Origin of the sequence: Acinetobacter sp. F-1, assembly GCF_022869025.1 — a bacterium.
GTDB classification, from domain to species: domain Bacteria; phylum Pseudomonadota; class Gammaproteobacteria; order Pseudomonadales; family Moraxellaceae; genus Acinetobacter; species Acinetobacter pseudolwoffii.
Window position 1 is genome coordinate 245,470 of record NZ_JAJKFX010000001.1, and the last position, 19,582, is coordinate 265,051.

Annotated in this window: 19 protein-coding genes and 2 tRNA genes; 11 read left to right on the plus strand and 10 right to left on the minus strand. The window is 42.7% G+C overall.

Going from position 1 to position 19,582, the window contains the following annotated elements:
• Positions 1 to 13: 13 nt before the first annotated feature.
• Positions 14 to 532 (minus strand): hypothetical protein, encoded by a 519-nt coding sequence (locus LOZ91_RS01290; protein ID WP_100534399.1) that lies wholly within the window; start codon positions 530 to 532, stop codon positions 14 to 16.
• Positions 533 to 770: 238 nt separating this feature from the next.
• On the opposite strand from LOZ91_RS01290, the gene mrdA reads away from it, so the two are divergent.
• Together mrdA and rsmD are read left to right on the plus strand one after the other, a co-directional pair.
• Complete coding sequence (gene mrdA / locus LOZ91_RS01295; RefSeq protein ID WP_244782535.1) at positions 771 to 2,822, plus strand: penicillin-binding protein 2; 2,052 nt, start codon at positions 771 to 773, stop codon at positions 2,820 to 2,822.
• Position 2,823: 1 nt separating this feature from the next.
• Positions 2,824 to 3,381, plus strand: a complete 558-nt coding sequence (rsmD, locus tag LOZ91_RS01300) for a 16S rRNA (guanine(966)-N(2))-methyltransferase RsmD (RefSeq protein WP_005096323.1) — start codon at positions 2,824 to 2,826, stop codon at positions 3,379 to 3,381.
• Between the two features lie 92 nt (positions 3,382 to 3,473).
• Here the strand turns inward: rsmD and LOZ91_RS01305 are convergent, their stop codons facing one another.
• Positions 3,474 to 3,692, minus strand: a complete 219-nt coding sequence (locus LOZ91_RS01305) for a hypothetical protein (RefSeq protein WP_005171910.1) — start codon at positions 3,690 to 3,692, stop codon at positions 3,474 to 3,476.
• Between the two features lie 245 nt (positions 3,693 to 3,937).
• On the opposite strand from LOZ91_RS01305, the gene LOZ91_RS01310 reads away from it, so the two are divergent.
• The 3 genes from LOZ91_RS01310 to LOZ91_RS01320 all read left to right on the plus strand — a co-directional run bounded on the left by LOZ91_RS01310 (position 3,938) and on the right by LOZ91_RS01320 (position 5,988).
• Entirely contained in the window at positions 3,938 to 4,672 is a 735-nt protein-coding gene (locus LOZ91_RS01310; protein ID WP_100328797.1) for a sulfite exporter TauE/SafE family protein, read from the plus strand.
• A 99-nt stretch (positions 4,673 to 4,771) separates the two neighbouring features.
• A complete protein-coding gene (locus tag LOZ91_RS01315) occupies positions 4,772 to 5,533 on the plus strand; it encodes a 3-oxoacyl-ACP reductase (RefSeq protein ID WP_159138045.1) in 762 nt (253 codons plus the stop codon).
• Positions 5,534 to 5,667: 134 nt separating this feature from the next.
• On the plus strand, positions 5,668 to 5,988 hold the full coding sequence (locus LOZ91_RS01320; protein ID WP_005096317.1) for a hypothetical protein: 321 nt from the start codon (positions 5,668 to 5,670) through the stop codon (positions 5,986 to 5,988).
• 78 nt (positions 5,989 to 6,066) lie between these two features.
• Here the strand turns inward: LOZ91_RS01320 and LOZ91_RS01325 are convergent, their stop codons facing one another.
• Positions 6,067 to 6,615, minus strand: a complete 549-nt coding sequence (locus LOZ91_RS01325) for a 1-acyl-sn-glycerol-3-phosphate acyltransferase (RefSeq protein WP_171304324.1) — start codon at positions 6,613 to 6,615, stop codon at positions 6,067 to 6,069.
• Between the two features lie 362 nt (positions 6,616 to 6,977).
• On the opposite strand from LOZ91_RS01325, the gene LOZ91_RS01330 reads away from it, so the two are divergent.
• A complete protein-coding gene (locus LOZ91_RS01330) occupies positions 6,978 to 8,867 on the plus strand; it encodes a hypothetical protein (RefSeq protein ID WP_244782536.1) in 1,890 nt (629 codons plus the stop codon).
• A gap of 38 nt (positions 8,868 to 8,905) precedes the next feature.
• Here the strand turns inward: LOZ91_RS01330 and LOZ91_RS01335 are convergent, their stop codons facing one another.
• Complete coding sequence (locus tag LOZ91_RS01335) at positions 8,906 to 10,060, minus strand: helix-turn-helix transcriptional regulator (protein ID WP_244782537.1); 1,155 nt, start codon at positions 10,058 to 10,060, stop codon at positions 8,906 to 8,908.
• Between the two features lie 229 nt (positions 10,061 to 10,289).
• Between LOZ91_RS01335 and LOZ91_RS01340 the strand changes: the two genes are divergently transcribed.
• A complete protein-coding gene (locus LOZ91_RS01340; RefSeq protein WP_005096313.1) occupies positions 10,290 to 10,784 on the plus strand; it encodes a copper resistance protein NlpE in 495 nt (164 codons plus the stop codon).
• A 67-nt stretch (positions 10,785 to 10,851) separates the two neighbouring features.
• Here the strand turns inward: LOZ91_RS01340 and groL are convergent, their stop codons facing one another.
• From groL to LOZ91_RS01360, 4 genes are all read right to left on the minus strand, one after another.
• Positions 10,852 to 12,486: a chaperonin GroEL gene (groL, locus tag LOZ91_RS01345; RefSeq protein WP_005096312.1), complete on the minus strand. Its 1,635-nt coding sequence runs from the start codon at positions 12,484 to 12,486 to the stop codon at positions 10,852 to 10,854.
• Between the two features lie 66 nt (positions 12,487 to 12,552).
• On the minus strand, positions 12,553 to 12,840 hold the full coding sequence (locus LOZ91_RS01350) for a co-chaperone GroES (RefSeq protein ID WP_005096311.1): 288 nt from the start codon (positions 12,838 to 12,840) through the stop codon (positions 12,553 to 12,555).
• Positions 12,841 to 13,008: 168 nt separating this feature from the next.
• Entirely contained in the window at positions 13,009 to 13,785 is a 777-nt protein-coding gene (locus LOZ91_RS01355) for a metallophosphoesterase (RefSeq protein WP_005096310.1), read from the minus strand.
• Positions 13,766 to 14,704, minus strand: coding sequence for a diacylglycerol kinase family protein (locus LOZ91_RS01360; RefSeq protein ID WP_244782538.1), 939 nt, complete (start codon positions 14,702 to 14,704; stop codon positions 13,766 to 13,768). The genes LOZ91_RS01355 and LOZ91_RS01360 overlap by 20 nt, the downstream gene beginning before the upstream one ends.
• A 415-nt stretch (positions 14,705 to 15,119) precedes the next feature.
• Between LOZ91_RS01360 and LOZ91_RS01365 the strand changes: the two genes are divergently transcribed.
• Together LOZ91_RS01365 and LOZ91_RS01370 are read left to right on the plus strand one after the other, a co-directional pair.
• On the plus strand, positions 15,120 to 16,949 hold the full coding sequence (locus LOZ91_RS01365) for a phosphoenolpyruvate carboxykinase (GTP) (RefSeq protein ID WP_005096308.1): 1,830 nt from the start codon (positions 15,120 to 15,122) through the stop codon (positions 16,947 to 16,949).
• Positions 16,950 to 17,095: 146 nt separating this feature from the next.
• Entirely contained in the window at positions 17,096 to 17,518 is a 423-nt protein-coding gene (locus tag LOZ91_RS01370; protein ID WP_159138049.1) for a hypothetical protein, read from the plus strand.
• A gap of 61 nt (positions 17,519 to 17,579) precedes the next feature.
• Here the strand turns inward: LOZ91_RS01370 and LOZ91_RS01375 are convergent, their stop codons facing one another.
• Together LOZ91_RS01375 and folD are read right to left on the minus strand one after the other, a co-directional pair.
• A complete protein-coding gene (locus LOZ91_RS01375; protein WP_180075192.1) occupies positions 17,580 to 18,248 on the minus strand; it encodes a 50S ribosomal protein L11 methyltransferase in 669 nt (222 codons plus the stop codon).
• A 135-nt stretch (positions 18,249 to 18,383) separates the two neighbouring features.
• Complete coding sequence (gene folD / locus LOZ91_RS01380) at positions 18,384 to 19,232, minus strand: bifunctional methylenetetrahydrofolate dehydrogenase/methenyltetrahydrofolate cyclohydrolase FolD (protein WP_004646309.1); 849 nt, start codon at positions 19,230 to 19,232, stop codon at positions 18,384 to 18,386.
• A gap of 153 nt (positions 19,233 to 19,385) precedes the next feature.
• Between folD and LOZ91_RS01385 the strand changes: the two genes are divergently transcribed.
• Positions 19,386 to 19,459 (plus strand) — tRNA-Cys (locus LOZ91_RS01385).
• A 10-nt stretch (positions 19,460 to 19,469) separates the two neighbouring features.
• Positions 19,470 to 19,555: transfer RNA gene (locus tag LOZ91_RS01390), tRNA-Leu, on the plus strand.
• Positions 19,556 to 19,582: the final 27 nt, after the last annotated feature.

Genomic DNA, 19,582 nt, shown 5'->3' on the forward strand with positions numbered 1-19,582 from the left:
TCAAATATTTTGTCTATAAACCGATACTTAAAGTATAGGAAAATTGTAGTCGCGGTTCAGTTTCGGCCACCACACGACCATTTCGATCTTCAAATTTCTCTCCGGCACCAATGCCGACACTAAAACTGCTGATTCGCTCTGAACTCAACAAAACATAGGCCAAATCAATTCCAGCACCTAAGCGGGCCTTGTATTCATTGTCGACGCGTTTGCTTTCAATATGACCCGCATAGCCTCCGATATAATACCCATTTTTATCCTTGCCGGTCAGATGTGCAGGATAACGAAAGCCTACTTGTCCCCCTATCGTTCGATCATCATCCAGAAAAACCCCACCTTTCACATAAGCAATCCCATAAGGATTAACCCATTCAGTATTTAAATGTACCAGCTTCCGGGTAAAACCAGCCCCAACATTAAAGGCTTTTGCCTGAGTAGCTTCTACTTTATCTGCAGTATTATTGATTTGATCATGTGCATAGGCCCCGTTCGCCCACAATGCAAACGCCAACAAAGGGTAAACCTTGTTCATTCCTTCACCATCTTCCTTAATTATAGTTTTTGGTATAGTCCTATTTTTATTCGATTTTACTGTATCAGAATTATCACAACTCTTATATACAGCACTTTACAATTTTCATGTCTGCAAAGTCAAAGCTTAAAGGAACTGATCGTAATGGCAGTTTTTCATTATCAAATCAAGTCCAGTTGCGTTAGAATATTCCACTTTGATTCTTTCCTCCTTTCCTCAGGTCTCAAGTCGATCGCGTATGAAGCAGCACTTTCCTTTAAAAAATGCACAACAAGAAAAGCGCATCTATCGTAGTCGAGTATGGATTTCTGTTGGAATAGTCATCTTTTTTATGCTGCTGCTGGTTAGCCGCTATGCCTATTTACAACTCTTTAATTTCGAGACCTTCAGTACCGCTTCTGACCAAAACCGGATTCGTCTGCAACCTCTGCCTCCAGCGCGCGGTTATATTTATGACCGTAACGGCGTATTGCTGGCCGATAACTACCCGGTTTTTACCGCAACTTTAAGCCGCGCCGATGTGCAGGATATTGACCAGACTTTGGAACGTCTGAAGCCTATTCTGGAGCTGACTGAAGAAGATATTGAACGCTTCCAAAGCCGGATCAAAACAGCACGTAGAACCGAACGGGTTTCGATCAAGCTCAACCTGAATGAAAATGATATTGCCCGTTTTAGCGAGGTCAAATATCAGTTTCCGGGCGTGAATATTGAAACCCAGATGACCCGCTATTATCCGCATGGCGACCTGTTTGCCCATGTGATTGGTTATGTGGGCCGGATTAATGACAAAGAACTCAAAGCCATTGACAAGGATCTGTATGCCGGGACCAACCTGATCGGGAAAATTGGGGTAGAAAAATCCTATGAAGAACTTCTGCATGGGGTGCCAGGAAATGAATCGGTAGAAGCGGATGCTTTTGGTAATGTGCTACGGCATTTGGGCCGTAAGGATCCGGTGCGCGGTAATGATCTGTTCTTGTCACTGGATTATGGTTTGCAGGTGGTGGCTTCAGAGCAACTGGCTGGACGCCGTGGTGCGATTGTGGCGATGAATCCGAAAACTGGGGAAATTCTGGCGCTGGTTTCCAGCCCAAGTTTCAATCCAAATCTGTTTGTGACCGGTATCAGTCATAAAGATTATAGTGATCTGCGTGATAATCTGGATCAACCTTTATACAACCGCGCCGTGCAAGGGGTTTATCCTCCTGGTTCAACCATTAAACCGATGTTTGCATTGGGCGGCCTGCATTATGGTCTGGTGGACTGGGATACCACTATTTCTGATCCGGGCTATTTCAGTCTGCCGGGCGATAGTCACCGCTTCCGTGACCATAAAAAATCCGGGCATGGCGCAGTCAACATGCACAAAGCTCAGGTCGTTTCTTGTGATACTTATTTCTATGTCATGTCCTACCGCATGGGCATTGAGAAAATGAACACCTGGATGCGTCAGTTTGGTTTTGGTGAAAAAACCGGCGTGGATTTACCAAGTGAAAGCTCAGGACTGTACCCGAACCCGGAATGGAAGATGCGTACCCGTAACGCCAAATGGTTACGAGGTGAAACTATTTCGGTGAGTATCGGTCAGGGGGCTTTCACTTCAACGCCGTTACAACTGGCCATGGCAACGGCCATTACCGCCAACCATGGCAATAAAGTCATTCCGCATGTGTTACGTGAAAGTCGCGGTGCCAAAGCGTTCAAGGTACATAATGGTACCCACGGCAAGATCGATTTTAATGGTCAGGAAGAAGACTGGATCAAGATGCGTGATGCCATGGTCGACGTGATTCAATCTGGTACAGGCCGAGGCATCAAAAGTGGCTTACAATATTCCATTGCAGGTAAAACCGGTACAGCTCAGGTGAAGAGCATTGCTCAAGGCAAGCGTTATAATGAATCCTTATTGACCGACCGTCAGCTGGATCATGGCCTGTTTGTCGGTTTTGCACCTGCTGAAAATCCTGAAATTGCGATTGCGGTCATTCTGGAAAATGGTCGTGGCGGTAGTGCAGCCACTATGCTGGCTCGTCCGATTTTTGATTATTGGTTGCTGCATAAAGATAAGAAGCCGGTACGCCCGCAAGGTCATCAGCTCAGTGGTGGTCTGATGACAGCCGGAATCAAGCCTGCTGAATTGCCAAGTGGTGCAGGCATGTTGAGTCAAGATGCAGCAACTGTAGCTCCAGCCAATATTCAGCCACCAGATTCTGCCACCAATCCATCTACAAATGCAGCTGCTCCAGCTGTAGCACCTCCTGCTCCCACACCGATAGAACGAGACTAAAATGAAAAACCAACTTCGAATTATTGGGGGTGACTGGAAACGTCGTCAACTACCTTTTGCCAGCATTGAGGGTTTACGCCCGACGCCTGATCGAGTACGCGAAACCCTGTTTAACTGGCTTATGTGGGACGTACAAAATGCACAGGTTTTGGACATTTGTGCAGGATCTGGTGCCTTGGCTTTTGAAGCCTTATCGCGTGGTGCGGCCTCAGTCGTCATGATTGAACCAGATCGTACTCAGGCACAATTCCTGACCCAGAATCTTGAACTATTACAAGTCACCAAAGCACGCGCCCAATTGAAAATAGCAACGGCGCAGCAAGCTTTAACCAGCCTGCAAACACAATTTGATCTGGTTTTTCTCGATCCACCGTATAGCCTGAACTTATGGGAAGAGCTGGCATTACAGGCAGATCATCTGGTGAAAAATAATGCTTATATTTATGTGGAAGCAGACCGTGATCTACAGTTGCTTAAATTACCAGCGTCATGGCGACTCATTAAAAATACCAAAGCCGGCACAGTGCGTGCAGGGCTTTATCAAAAAAGTGTTTCTTAAATAAAGTCACAATTAAGACCCATTAAAAAAGGATTCCGCGATGGAATCCTTTTTTGTCAATAATAGTCAAACTGAAAGATGCGAGAATCATTTTAGTCACGATCACGGCGCCAATCACGGTTGTCACCTCTGTCACGCTTCCAATCCCGATGATCTCTATGCTCCCGATTTTTCCAGTCACGATCCTTGTGGTCTCGATCATAATGTCCGTTGCGATCCCGGTGATCACGAGAACCATCATCCCATGGATCAACCACACAACCAGTTAATGACACTGCCAATACAGAAAGTAAAATCGCTTTTTTAATCATGTCCCTAATCTCTTTACTGCACCCTATCAGTATCAGGCGAGTTCATGGAGACTAAACGAACTCATTGTTGCTCTGTTGTAGTGATTTATGCATTTTTTATGCAGGAATAAAAAACTCATTCCTTATTTTCGCTTTAATATTTTACGCACATTTGAACTTTAATTTGCATAAATACAGCTAACTAAAAGCTTGGCTTTTGCCCTGATCTTTAGAATACTGCTGCCTTTCCTTCTGACCTTACCTTTATGACCTGGCTGTTATTTATTCTTGGTGCAATGGTCGCTGGTTTCGTACAGGGGCTGACCGGTTTTGCCTTTGCCCTGATTGCCATGTCATTCTGGGTCTGGGTATTGGCTCCGCAACTGGCAGCGCCCTTGCTGGTATTTGCTTCCATCTGGAGTCATTTAATTTCACTGACGCAGGAACAGAAGCCACCCATATTATCTAAACAGTGGCTACTGCCTTATTTAGTGGCGGGTCTGATTGGCGTACCGCTCGGCACTTACCTGCTGCACATCATTCAAGCTGATACATTTAAACTGGTTTTGGGCATTTTTCTGGTGCTCTGGTCTCCGCTGATGCTGCTCAATCCACACATCAAAACCATCCAGCGCTCGGGAAAAATAGCCGACAGTAGTATCGGATTGATGGGTGGAATATTAGGCGGACTTGGTGGTTTTTGTGGAGCCGTCCCTTCAGCATGGGTGATGTTGAAACAACTCCCGAAAGCCCAGCAACGCTATATCTTGAGGCATTTTAATTTTGCAGTTCAGGTCTTCGCACTCGGTACCTATCTATGGCAAGGTATGATCGATCAAAGTCATTTACCCTATATGGCAGTGTTAATAGTTTTTGTCAGTATTCCGGCCATTTTAGGGGCAAAACTCTTCTATAAAATTTCTGAATTGCTGTTTAAACGCATTATCCTAAGTTTGCTGTTCAGCGCCGGCTGTTTTCTTATAGCGTCCCAATTCATTTAAGCTCAATCTCATGCAGAGTTGGTTTACTTTGCCTCAGGCTTGAATCCGCTGACATAACTGCTATGTTAGAGCCAATATTTCGTAATATAGATCATCATTATGCAGATTCGTGATCAGATTGTTCTCGTTACCGGCGGAGCACGTGGCTTGGGCTTGGCGATTACTCAAGCCCTATTGGCAGAAGGTGCTCGCGTCGTCGTCAATTATCATAGCAGTCAGCAAACCGCCGAACAGCTTGCGCAGCAGTATCCTGAGCAGGTTTTTATTTATCAGGCCGATGTCACTCAGGCTGATCAGGTACGGACTTTATTTGCTGCGGCAAAAAAGCATTTCGGGGAAGCGATTCATGCGGTCGTCAATAATGCGCTGATTCAGTTTGAATTTAATGGGGATGATCGTCCTAAGGTTGAAGATTTAACTTGGGAGACCATGTCACGTCAATTCAGTGGTGCAGTACAGGCTGCCCTCAATACCACGCAAGCCGCACTAGATGATATGAAGCACACGGGTTTTGGCCGGATCATCAATATCGGCACAAACTTAGTGCAAAATCCGGTGGTTCCTTATCATGACTATACCGCAGCAAAAGCGGCTTTATTGGCCTTTACCCGCACTACGGCGCAGGATTTGGGACAATATGGTATTAATGTCAATATGCTCTCTGGCGGCCTGTTACAAACCACAGATGCCAGTAAAGCCACACCAGACTTTGTTTTTGATCTAATTGCTCAATCAACTCCTTTACGCCGCGTGATTACACCAGAAGAGTTTGCTGCTGCAATCCTGATGTTTTTATCGCCTTATTCACGTGCCGTGACCGGACAAAACCTGATTGTGGATGGCGGCTTGGTTAAAGGTTAACTGACCAGAGAATAGACCGGGATTTTTAGATTCTATTGTTCTATTTTTTGACCATCTGGTAGATTAAAAAGGTTTTGTGACCGGATTTTACTTCTACAATATGGTGTTCCCATAAAACCTTTTGTCTATTTTCTATGAAATTTATCACGACATTGCTCAGTACCTTATTGCTGGCAGGTTGTATGTCTAGCGATCTGAAAAAATCGGAACAGCTGCTGCAAAATTTCCAGTGCTCCCAGATCGAGATGTCACAGATGTCGCATACCAGCATGACCGATTATTATCAGCATTCGCTCTATAGCACAAAATCTAAGGCCGAAGCGTATATCGAGCATTATCACCAAGGTGAAAAGTTATTTGATATTCCCTTATCGGAAGTTGTGCAACAGCAATATGAGCTGTATAAAAGTGCCTGTCAAAGCCTCGGTGGAATTTTACCCGCTTCTGAAAACTAAGTAGTATTTGTCTGATATTCTTAATTCTTAGGCAATAAAAAAGCAGGGAAAATACCCTGCTCTTTTTACAACGCAATTTTAATTCTGATAATAACGCTGATCGACACTGAAACATTCAGGGAATTTTGGCTGAATATCTGCATAAAATGCCATGATTTCCGCCATATCTTTTTCATAATCCCCTGTCGGATAAACAATTTTACCTACGCCAGTTTTTTTCTTGGCATAGTCCATATAAGCCAAAGCAATCGGCACACCCGCATTGATCGCAACATGATAAAAACCGGTTTTCCACTGTTCCTGTTTGGCACGTGTTGCTTCTGGTGTGACCAGCATGACCAGTTTGGGATGGGTCTTAAATAAATCCGTCATCACCTGCACCATGCTCGGACGCGGTTCACCCGGCTGTTTAGGACGGCGATCAATCCCGATACCGCCCATAGCACGCACAAAAGGCCCAAATGGCAATTTCATGTAACTGTCTTTAATGGTTAAGCGAACATTCACGCCTAATGCTTTTAAGGCCAGTCGCGCATACAGTGCATCCCAATTACTGGTATGAGGAGCAGCAATCATGACACATTGGTCTAAATCTAGGGGCCAATGGTTATCAATTTCCCAACCCATCAGGTTCAGGCTTTGTTCTGCTAACTTCTCAAACACGTCACGCACCAATTCTATTCAAAATTGCGCGAATTTTAGCAACCTCGGCAAATATAGATAGTGCTCTATGATCAATAAATAAACAATTAATCTATATTTGTATAATTAGAATTTTTAAATGAATAGTTGATTATTTTTTCCACCTTCAACTTATCTCATACATCAATTTACGGATAGTTCAGATTGCTTCCCCATATAAATAGGAATTTCTTTCCAATATAAAGGATTCATACATTAAAAAGCTCTTAACCTCCTAATTTTGGGATATGGCAAATATGAGGGTCTTTTTATACTGAATCCACATTATAAATTTCAGGAAGATTCTAATGAAAAAAACTTTACTTTGTATTGCTTTAGCGGGGTTACTTAGTGCCTGCGGCGGTTCGGATAATGATTCGTCTAACATTCCCCCATCCACAACAACTCAAATAGGTGTCCTAACCGATGGCCCTGTTGAAGGTGCAACTTATACCATTAATGGTATATCTAAAACGACAAACGCACAGGGAGAATTTGAATATCAAGAAGGTGATGAAATTACCTTCTCTATCGGTAATATCGACCTTGGAACTGTCACTGGATCTGAACGTATTACTCCAGTCGAGTTAGCTGAGGACGAAACGACACGTACTAATATGCTCATTTTCTTACAATCTTTAGATTCTAATGGTGTGCATGACGATGGAATCCAAATTCCAGATTCAATGCCTCAACTCACTGCCAATTCTATTGATTTTTCCAAACCGACAACAGAGTTTATTGAAAGCTTTCAACCTGTCCTTGCAAGCATAGTCGGTTTTGAAACTAAATCGGTCGTTACAGCGGAAACAGCAAAAGATAACTTTAACCAAGCACTGCTCAAAGATCTTGCCGGTGTCTGGTATGCAAAGAACGATGATTCAGTAATCGTACTTCAAATCACCAAAGATGGTAAATACATGCTTGGTGAACCGATTGTCAGCGCACCTTCAAATAGTGCCAATGGCATGGAGTCTGGTGAGTTATCTATTGATGCATTGTCTGGAGACTTACGGGCTCAATCCTCAATAGACACGAATGAAGATTGGGGTTTAACTGATTCTGGTTCTACACGTGATATGAAAATATCATTCGACGGTACGCAGCTAAAAATTTCAGAAGCCCAAAACCTGAATGAAAGTGCAACTTTTACCAAAGTTCCTCACCATAATTCTGGAATTGTAGGTGCATGGAGTTCAAGCTCAGGTAAGCAATTATTTGTTTTCAATACAGATAATACATATATCATGGTCGATGCTGTAGGCGATGATCAGGTCGAAGTTGGGGAAACACCTTGTGGTGGACCAGGAATCGAATATGGTAATTATCAGCTCCAAAATGGTAAATTATTGGTGAATACTCCCCCTATCATCGATACAAACGGTTGTGCCGGTCTATCCGATAATGATGCACACTTAGGCTTACCAGTCACAATTGCAACTAACTCACTAACGTTCACGGTAAGCGATGAAGGCTCATTTACCCTCTCTAGACTAAATGGAAAAGACACAGAGGTAGAAGACGTCAACCAAACATTCTTAAAAGATATCGCAGGTGTTTGGTATGCGAAGAATGAAGAGTCAGAAGTTGTACTGCAAATCACCAAAGACGGAAAATATATGCTTGGTGAACCGATTTTCAGTGCACCATCAGATAGCGCCAATGGCATGGAATACGGTGAATTATCTATTGATGCCAAGTCGGGAACTTTACGAGCTCAAGCGTCAATCGATACGAATGAAGATTGGGGTTTAACGGATTCTGGTTCTACACGTGATATGAAAATATCATTGAATGGCACTGAATTAAAAATTTCAGAAGCCCAAAATCCAAATGAAAGTGCAACTTTTACTAAATTTCCTCGTCATAACTCAGGAATTATAGGTGCGTGGAGTTCAAGCTCAGGTAAACAATTATTTGTTTTCAAAACGGATAATACCTATACCCTAATTGATGCTGTAGGAGATGATCAAGTTGAAGCTGGGGAAACACCTTGTGGTGGACCAGGTATCGAATATGGTACCTACCAGCTTCAAAATGGTAAATTATTTGTTAATGCTATCGCTATCGATACAAATGGTTGTGCAGGCCTCTCTGATACCAATGCACATTTAGGTTTATCAGGCACTATTGGTACCAATACACTAACATTTACTGTAAGTGGCGAAGGTACTTTTACACTCTCTCGACTAAACTAAACCAAATTAAAATGCTCCAATCATAAGATTGGGGCATTTTATTTAATATGCTCAAAATGAATGGTACAGCCCATCAATAAATGCATCAGTTCGATTTGCGAACAACATTGGGTTTTTTCATAAATATTTTTAAAATACGTCCGTACCGAACTCAACGTAATGCCACACTGTTCTGCAATATCTTCTATTTTATAACCATTAATTAACAACTCGCATAAATCAAACTCTCGTTTGGAAAGCTGGTAACACTGTTGTAGGTAAGCTCTTGACAGGGAATAATGCTGGTTTTTATCTGTCATAAATAAGGCAATCTGATGCTGAGCAGACTGTAAATGTTGCATATTTCTTAATTTTTTAAATGGCACCACCGTCAGTATGAATTGTGAGCCTGCCCCATCACTCAACGCCAAGACTCCACCTACTTCAGTCTGAATGGTCGTATCTTCCAGCAAAGCACTTTCCAGAAGCTGATCAAAACGTACCTGCTGAGCATAATTGGTTTTTAGACGGTTATGTATATCGAGATCCAGACATGAACTCTGATCAAGCATCTTTTGCGCAACAGGATTGGAATAACTTAAACACAGGTTTTGATCGAGCAGTACAATCCCGGTTTTTAAACTATCCAATACGGTATACAAGCTTAAATTATCTTGTTGAATCAAGTTGATTTGCCGGTGAATTTGCAAAGCCCGGCGTAAATGAATACTGATTCGTCGGAGAAAATCCAGCTCTGCCTGTTCAAAAGGCTGCACCTCAGGCGCACGATGGATACCGAGTACGGCCCAGCGATAATGACCTCGATCGAGCAACACGCCTGCCAGATAGCAGACACCTGTTGGCTTTAAACATTTTTCATAAAATACATAATGATCCGTACCGGGCCGCTCTGCATAATGCTGACAATTCTGATTTAGCGCATCCCCCATCTCAATATCATTCCATAAGGGCATATGGAGCTTCATATCAATCACTCTGATACGCTCATCCTGATAGGCAGCCAAACTTTCATTCGGGATATTATACGTGTGAACAAAATCATAGCCTGGATTAAGCTGATCCAGACCGGTAAAGATTGCACTCTTACTTTTAGTGTAGCTCACGATATCTTCGATCACCTCCAGCCACAAAGCTGGCAATAATGCAGCATCATAAATTTTTGCAATAAGATTATTTTCTTGTTCTAATTTCATTGCTGCCTCATTTTTCATAGTTCTTTCTTAATCATAGCGCCAAGCAGCCCTTGGTGAAACGACATAAAATGCCTTTAATATTTTATGAAAATCCCTAAAGTCTATTGATTGATGAATAACTTTGATCTGATTCACCTAATGAATCAAACTTTAACAAGATTGCTCTATTTATCTATACAGACTGCTTTTAATGTAATTAGCTAACAAATAAATCCATAGGATCAAAACAATGAAGAAATTTATATTCACCGCTGCGATGGCAGTCGCTATTTCATCAACGTTGACAGCATGTTCAAAACAGAATGACAATGAGCCAATGAATCATAATGCACCATCCAGCCCAGCGATGACGGAGCAAAATAACCCCGGTACCAATCTGACTCGGGCTGATAGCGCAGAGACCTCATTAGATTGGGCAGGTGAATATGAAGGTGTATTTCCTTGTGCCGACTGTGAAGGCATTAAAGTCGAGTTACAGCTTAATTCAGATAAGACTTATGAACTGAGTGAAGAATATTTAGGGAAAGCTAATAATAATGAATTTGAACTCAAAGGCAGTTTTAGTTTTGATCCTCAGGATCCGTCACTCATCACATTAGATAACAAAGCTGAAAACCGTAAATTCTTTGTTGGCGAAAATTTTATCGAAGCACGTGATGTTGAATCAGGTAAAAAAATTGAGAGTAATTTAAATTATAAATTAGTTAAAAAGTCTTCATCATAATTTTGTAAAGAATAAAAAAATCCCCGCTATTGCGGGGATTTTTTTAAGATCGGATGATCAACATGAATTACATCATGCCGCCCATACCACCCATGCCGCCCATATCAGGCATTGCAGGCTTGTCTTCTGGAATATCCGTAATCATACATTCAGTTGTCAACATTAATGCAGCAACAGAAGCAGCATGCTCAAGTGCAGAACGCGTTACTTTTGCTGGGTCAAGAATACCCATTTCGAGCATATCGCCATAAACACCTGTTGCCGCGTTATAACCGAAGTTGCCTTCGCCATTTTTCACAGCATTGATCACCACTGAAGGCTCATCACCCGCATTCGATACGATTTGACGAAGCGGCGCTTCAATCGCACGACGTAGAATGTTGATACCTACGTTTTGGTCATCATTCGCGCCAGTTACGTTATCCAATACTTTCGCTGCACGTACCAGTGCAACACCACCACCTGCAACCACACCTTCTTCAACCGCAGCACGCGTTGCATGAAGGGCATCGTCTACACGGTCTTTCTTCTCTTTCATTTCAACTTCAGTCGCAGCACCGATTTTGATCACTGCAACACCGCCTGCCAATTTAGCAACACGTTCTTGAAGTTTTTCTTTGTCATATTCAGACGTCGATTCTTCAATTTGCGCACGGATTTGCTGAACACGTTCAGAGATTTGACCTGCATTACCCGCACCATCCACAATCACTGTGTTTTCTTTAGATACAGTCACTTTATGTGCAGTACCTAAATGTTCAAGTGCAGTTTGATCTAGCTGCATGCCAATTTCTTCAGAAATCACCGTACCGCCAGTCAAGATCGCAATGTCTTGCAGCATCGCTTTACGACGATCACCAAAACCAGGTGCTTTAACTGCACATACTTTGATGATGCCGCGCATGTTGTTGACAACCAAAGTTGCCAACGCTTCGCCTTCAACATCTTCAGCAATGATCAAAAGCGGTTTACCAGTTTTCGCAACAGCTTCAAGCACTGTGATCAACTCACGAATGTTGCTGATTTTTTTGTCAACCAGAAGAATGAACGGATTTTCAAGCTCCGCAGTTAGCGTGTCTTGCTTGTTTGCGAAGTATGGCGAGATGTAACCGCGGTCAAACTGCATACCCTCTACCACATCTAGAGAATCTTCAAAGCCTGAACCTTCTTCTACAGTGATGACGCCTTCTTTGCCCACTTTTTCCATTGCTTGCGCAATCAGTTTACCTACAGTGGTGTCAGAGTTTGCAGAGATCGAACCGACTTGTTCAATCGCTTTAGAATCAGACGCAGGTTGAGCAGTTGCTTTAATTTCAGCAACCAAAGATTTAACAGCGATATCGATACCGCGTTTCAAGTCCATTGGGTTCATACCCGCTGTAACGGACTTGATGCCTTCGTTCAAAATTGCTTGAGCCAATACAGTTGCAGTGGTTGTACCATCACCTGCGATGTCATTGGTTTTTGAAGAAACTTCTCGAACCAGCTGAGCACCCATATTTTCGAATTTATCTTTTAGGGTGATTTCTTTGGCAACCGTTACACCATCTTTGGTGATGTGTGGCGCACCGAAAGAACGGTCGATCACAACGTTACGGCCTTTAGGACCTAGTGTTACTTTCACTGCATCTGCAAGGATATTCACACCAGCAATCATTTTGCTGCGCGCTGAATCACCAAATTTTACGTCTTTAGCTGACATTTTTGACTCCAAATACTTTTAATATCTTTTAAATTCTGATGAACATAAGACGACTTTAAACGGAAATTAAGCAAATACCGCTAAAATGTCAGATTCTTTCATAATAAGAAGTTCTTCGCCGTCAACTTTCACAGTTGTACCCGCATACGTACCGAACAATACTTTATCGCCAACTTTTACATCTAGCGCACGTACACCATTGTCAGTGATTTGACCATTACCTACAGCAATGATTTCACCTTGAGCTGGTTTTTCTGCAGCAGAACCAGGAAGTAAAATACCGCCAGCTGTTTTAGTTTCTTCTTCAACACGACGAATAACAACGCGGTCATGTAATGGACGAATGTTGCTCATATTTAACTCCATCAGACTAAGTCTTTTTTAGGTCACTGATGACGACTTAATTATTCCATGGGTCATCATCAAAAATTTTTGATGTCACTTTTATGGAGATGGAATAAAACGCTTCAAGGGCAAAAATGAAAAAAAATTGCTTTTTTTTAACGAATACTGATTTTTCGTCTATTTATTCAACATATCAGGCTTTAACAGAAAGGACTGGGTCACATCATCGAATAAATACTGGGAAATTTTTCCTGATGCATCAATCAGATTAAAACTATTTGGCTCTTTTTTATGTAGCCGATGCGAGGCTGAAGTACCTGCATGTACATCATAAACAGGATGATCTGCCCCCAACTCAAAGATCAGGTTCAAATCATAAACCGCAGGTTGATGCAGATGTCCATGCAAGACTGCAAACAGGCCATGTGCTGCCCAAGCCTCTAAAGCAATTTTGGCCATCAATGGACTATCCTTAAAACCGCGCTTATTTTGAAAAGGCACATAGAACGGTTGATGGCTGACAATAATTTTTAATTTGGAAGAAGGCGCTTGGCCTAATTTCCGATCAATACGCTGAATCTGCTCAAGCGATAAATGCCCTTTGGTGTGATAGCGGCGCCGGATTGAGTTCACCCCCACCAGATAAAAGTTGTCTGTTTCAAGTGTGGGTTCAAGTTCACCAAAAAAAAGCTGATAACGGGTAAATGGATTGAACAGCCGATTCCACAAATGATAGAGCGGAATATCATGATTACCCGGAATTACCAGATAAGGTGTCTCAAGCTGATCTAAAAACCGCTTACAGGCCAAAAACTGACTTAAACGTGCGCGTTGGGTCAGATCACCACTGACGACGACCGCTTCCAGAGGATGAGTCTGACAGAACTGTCGAATTGCCTCTAAACACTCGGGTTTTTCTGTCCCAAAATGCAGATCAGACAGATGCAGGATCATGCGGCACCCTTACACTCAGGCTGTTTTTTAAAACAGAAATATTGAGGGGCGGCGCCATTTCTACGATTTCGCCATCAATCGCCACCATCAATTTCTTGGATCTAGATTCGATACGGACTTGATCGGCTGCAAAACTGTAAACATCCGAAGCCTGATCAATCTTGCCACGAACCAACTGATACACAAGCTTAAATAAAGTTAGCTTATCACTTTTAGAAACCACTACTCCTGCGACTTTACCCTGCTCTGCTGCTTTGGCAATCTGCATTTTCATATCTGCCAGTTGCAAGGGATTGTTGCCAAAAAAGATCAGCGGTGTTTTTACCGGATATTTCTTGTGATCTACCCAGATTTCCAGTTTCAGTTCCTTACGGTCGCGAATCAGCACATCCAGTGCGGAAGTATAGGCATGTAACGGCAATCGACCAAACCGCCGGTTATAATCTTCACGTTTTTTGATAAATAAGGGATACAGGCCCAAACTGGCATTATTCAGATAAATATCCTGATTAATTTGGGCTACATTGATACGTTTAGATTGTCCCGTGGCAATCACTTTAGCGGCTTCAATTAAATCCAGGGGAATATCTAATAATTTGGCTACATAATTAAAAGTACCCAAGGGTAAAATTCCGACAGAAATTTGCGTATTTAATAAATGCTTGGCGACTGTATTTAAAGTACCATCCCCACCTGCTGCCACCACGATGCCTGCTTCATCCGACGCTAAATGTCGTGTCAACACCTCCGCCATAACATGATCAAATTGCTGTGAATCATTGATTTCATAGGCTTTAGTCTGATAACCTTGCGCTAAAAATATTTCAGTCAGTTGTTCATAGATCCCTTCTGGCCCTTGTATGCGAAAACCAGCATTATGATTATAAATAAGCGATAAGGGTTTAGATTGATTAGACATTTTTCGCACAACTTTATGAAGCCTATTGGCATTTTGTCCAATTCATAGACAATTAACAGTAGCTTTATGTAAAATTCAAATGGCAACCATTTATTTAATCAATAACGAATATGAGACGTGCTATAAAATTAATAAATTGATTTTATTAATAATTTTTAAAATAAATACTATTCATAATTAAAATAAATAACCAAGACAATTCAAATATTTAGTTTTATCTTATTGTTTTCATTATATTTACAAATAAAATAGCATTATATGCCAAAAGAAATCTAGTGCTTCTTTGGTCTTATTTTTTTTATCATTTTATGCTTTAATACAGCCACTTTTTTTCATATATCATCCGGGCAACATTTTTATTGCTCGGATTGTACTTTGTACATCCTTTTTGTACACATTTGAGATAGGCCTCACCATGACCCAAGTGAACGCACCAGAATTCGTTCGTCACCCTAAGCTTATTGCTTGGGTGGAAGAGATTGCTAAATTAACAAAACCAGCAAAAATTGAATGGTGTGACGGTAGCGCAGAAGAATATCAACGTTATATCGACTTGATGATCGCTAACGGCACAATGCAAGCACTGAATCAAGAAACTCATCCTGGTTCTTATCTTGCGAATTCTGATCCTTCTGACGTTGCTCGTGTTGAAGGTCGTACTTACATTTGCTCTGAAAACAAAGAAGACGCTGGCGCAACCAACAACTGGGAAGCACCTGCTGAAATGCGTGCTCGCCTCAACGGTTTGTTTGATGGTTCTATGAAAGGTCGTACTTTGTACGTTGTGCCTTTCTCTATGGGTCCTTTAGGTTCTCATATTGCACACATCGGTATCGAATTAACAGATTCTCCTTACGTTGCTGTAAGCATGTCTAAAATGGCTCGCATGGGTAAAGCTGTTTATGACGTTCTAGGTACTGATGGCGAATACGTTCCATGCGTACATACTGTGGGCGCTCCGCTAGAACAAGGCGAAAAAGACGTTGCATGGCCTTGCAACCCTGAAAAATACATCGTGCATTATCCAGAAACGCGTGAGATCTGGTCTTACGGTTCTGGTTACGGCGGTAACGCATTGCTTGGTAAAAAATGCCTGGCTTTACGTATTGCATCATTTATGGGTCGTCAACAAGGCTGGTTAGCTGAACACATGCTGATCCTTGGCGTGACCAATCCACAAGGCGAAAAACACTATATCGCAGCGGCATTCCCATCTGCATGTGGTAAAACCAACTTCGCGATGTTGATTCCACCAGCGGGCTACGAAGGCTGGAAAATTGAAACTGTAGGTGACGATATTGCTTGGATCAAACCAGGTGAAGATGGTCGCTTATATGCCATCAACCCTGAAGCTGGTTTCTTCGGTGTAGCGCCGGGTACAAATACCAAGACCAACCCGAACTGTATGGCAACATTAACTAAAGATGTGATCTATACCAACGTTGCTGTAACTGACAACGGCGAAGTATGGTGGGAAGGTCTTTCTAAAGAAGTACCTGCTAACCTGACCAACTGGAAAGGTCAACCTCACACTGGCGAAGAAAAAGCTGCGCATCCAAATGCTCGCTTCACTGTTGCTGCTGGTCAATGCCCTTCGATTGACGCTGACTGGGAAAATCCAGCAGGTGTTCCAATTTCTGCGTTCATCTTCGGTGGTCGCCGCGCGGACACAGTGCCTCTAATTTCAGAAGCATTTGACTGGGTTGATGGTGTTTACAAAGCTGCAACCATGGGCTCTGAAACCACTGCTGCTGCTGTTGGTCAACAAGGTATTGTTCGTCGTGACCCGTTCGCGATGCTTCCTTTCGCTGGCTACAACATGGCGGATTACTTCACGCACTGGTTAGAAATGGGCGAGCAAGTTGCTGAGAAAGCTGAAGCTGCTGGCAACAAACTTCCTGGCATCTATAACGTGAACTGGTTCCGTCGTGACGCTGAAGGCAACTTCGTATGGCCTGGTTTCGGTCAAAACATGCGTGTTCTTGAGTGGATCATTGACCGCTGTGAAGGTCGTGCAACTGCTGTTGACACACCAATTGGCCGCGTTCCAACTTACGAACAGTTGAACTGGACTGGTTCTGACTTTACTAAAGAACAATTTGACCTTGTGACTGCTCAAGATAAAGATCAATGGATCAAAGAACTTGAAAGCCACACTGAATTGTTCGACAAACTTGGTGGTCGTTTGCCAGAGGCGTTAAAACAACGTCAAGCAGAATTAATTGCTGCGGTTAAATCTGCTTAATTGCTGATTGATCTAAAAGTTTGATTAAAAAAGGTCGCGTAAGCGGCCTTTTTTATTAAATGGATAAACAATTGATCACAATTGACCAGAGCAGCAGTTGAAGCAAACTATGGCATAATTAGCGCAAGACTTTAGGAAATATAAATATGAAAAGAACAACAGTCATTTTAGCTCTGGCTGCAAGCAGCTTCATGTTGAGTGCGTGTCAGACTGCACCACATCAGTTCAACGGAAAAAGTGGCTATGAAATTCTGGAACGTTCAGGCAATACAGCAACCTTGAGCTATACGCTCTCAGGACGGCCCAATCAGGATGAAAGAAAATTGCAGGCAGCCTGTCAACAGACTTTGGGCGGTTCAAAAACCTATAATATCCAGATTTTAAGCACCAATGAAATTTCTAATCCACTTGCGGAGCAGGAACAATATGGCCGCCAATTAGGTAATAGCCGCACGCAAATCAGCTTAAGCAACACCCCAGATCTATATAATAGCGAGAATCTCGGTGCACGCGAAGCCTTAGACGCCCGCCCAACCACGATGCGTGTCATTCGTTATACTTGTTCTTAATATCCGATATATTCAAAGCAACACAATAAAAAGGGCTTATTGCCCTTTTTATTTTTCAAATTCAACGTGTTTTATAAAAACTGACATTACGAAATTCTGGTGATTCATCCAGGTCTGGCCAGGTCGTCGCGCTACGTTCATCCAGCTTTATATACTTTGGATGACTAAAATTTTTGACTCGACTGTCTGCTACCCATACTTCAGGTGCGAATTTTAAAAATTCATCCAAGAAAAAACGGTTGCATTGATCATAGAGCACATCTGCGGCTAACAGAATATCTAGCTGCTCTGCCTTATACAGATCATCCAGATATTCAAGCTCGACACTATTCAGCTCTGCATTGGCACGACATGCATCCAGACTGATCTGGTCGATATCACAGCAAATCACCCGTTTTGCGCCTGCCATTTTCGCTGCGATCGCCACTACACCCGAACCCGCACCAAAATCCAGTACCACCTTGTCTTTGACATGCTGTGGTTCAGCCAATAGCCATTGAGCCATAGACAAGCCAGACGCCCAACAAAAGATCCAATACGGCGTATCATTCCAGATACGACGAATCACTTCATCATCGAGTTTATCTGTTGGAAATACCGGTGGAATGAGCCATAAAGAAATAGGCGTATCGGGAAGCTGCTGCGCCTGTAATTCACAATGTGGAATCACATCATGTAAGGCTTTTAGCAGATGCTGAGGGGCTTTAGGCAATTGAAAGGTACAGCTCATTGGGTTTTCTTTTAATTTATATCTATATATTCAAAAAATCTCCCCTAACCCCTCTTTAGGAAAGAGGGGAACTTCCATCTAAAAATTGATGATTAGCTTCCCTTCTTTGAAAAAGGAGGGTCAGGGAGGATTTAATTAACCAAGCGCTTTTTCAGCAGCTTCTACCGTTTGACGAATCAAAGTGGTGATGGTCATCGGGCCCACACCACCCGGAACTGGTGTGTAAGCAGAAGCAATTTCTTCAATGCCAACAAGTTGGATATCACCTACCCCACCGCCATCACGTGGATGGAAACCAGCATCAACAACCACTGCACCTTGTTTGATCCAGTCTTTTTGAATTAATTCTGCTTTACCTACCGCACCGACAATGATATCTGCTTGCTTAACAAAGCTTGCAAGATCTTGAGTACGTGAATGGCAAATGGTTACGGTTGCATTCGCTTCTAGCAGCATCGCAGCCATTGGTTTACCCAAAATTGCAGAACGACCTACAACTACCGCATGTTTACCCGCGATTTCAATGTTGTTCTCTTTCAGAATCGTCATGATCCCGGCAGGCGTCGCTGAACCATAGGCTGCCTCACCCATTGCCATACGACCATAGCCCAGGCAAGTGACACCATCTACGTCTTTTTCAAGCGAGATTGCATCGAAACAGGCACGCTCATCAATTTGCGCAGGAACCGGGTGCTGAAGCAGAATACCGTGCACATCAGGATTGGCATTTAATTTTTCAATTTCAGCCAATAATTCTTCAGTTGTGGTTTCTTTAGGAAGTTCCACTTTGAGTGAATCCATACCAACACGGCGGCAGGCATTGCCTTTCATGCGAACATAAGTTGCAGATGCACCATCGTCACCTACCAAAATCGTCGCAAGAATTGGAGTACGACCTGATTTTGCTTTCAGCGCTTCTACGCGAGTAAACAAGTCAGCTTCAATTTGCTTCGCCAATGCACGACCGTCTAGAACTAATGCCACGGCACTTCTCCCAAGTGTTGATATGAATCAATTTTGCACATTCTACATGAATAATTTAAATATTTTCCGCCAGATGATGTTTTTATGCGCATACAAATGAATATGCTATTGTTTTTTTTTCTGAGCTTGCTAATATACGCATCAACAAGACGCGGCGGGGTGGCAGAGTGGTCATGCAGCGGACTGCAACTCCGTGGACGCCGGTTCGATTCCGACCTCCGCCTCCATCTTGTTAAAGCCCGAGTGGTGAAATCGGTAGACACAGGGGATTTAAAATCCCCCGCCCACAAAGCGTGCCAGTTCGAGTCTGGCCTCGGGCACCATTTTAATCCTTGTTAAAATGGTGCAAT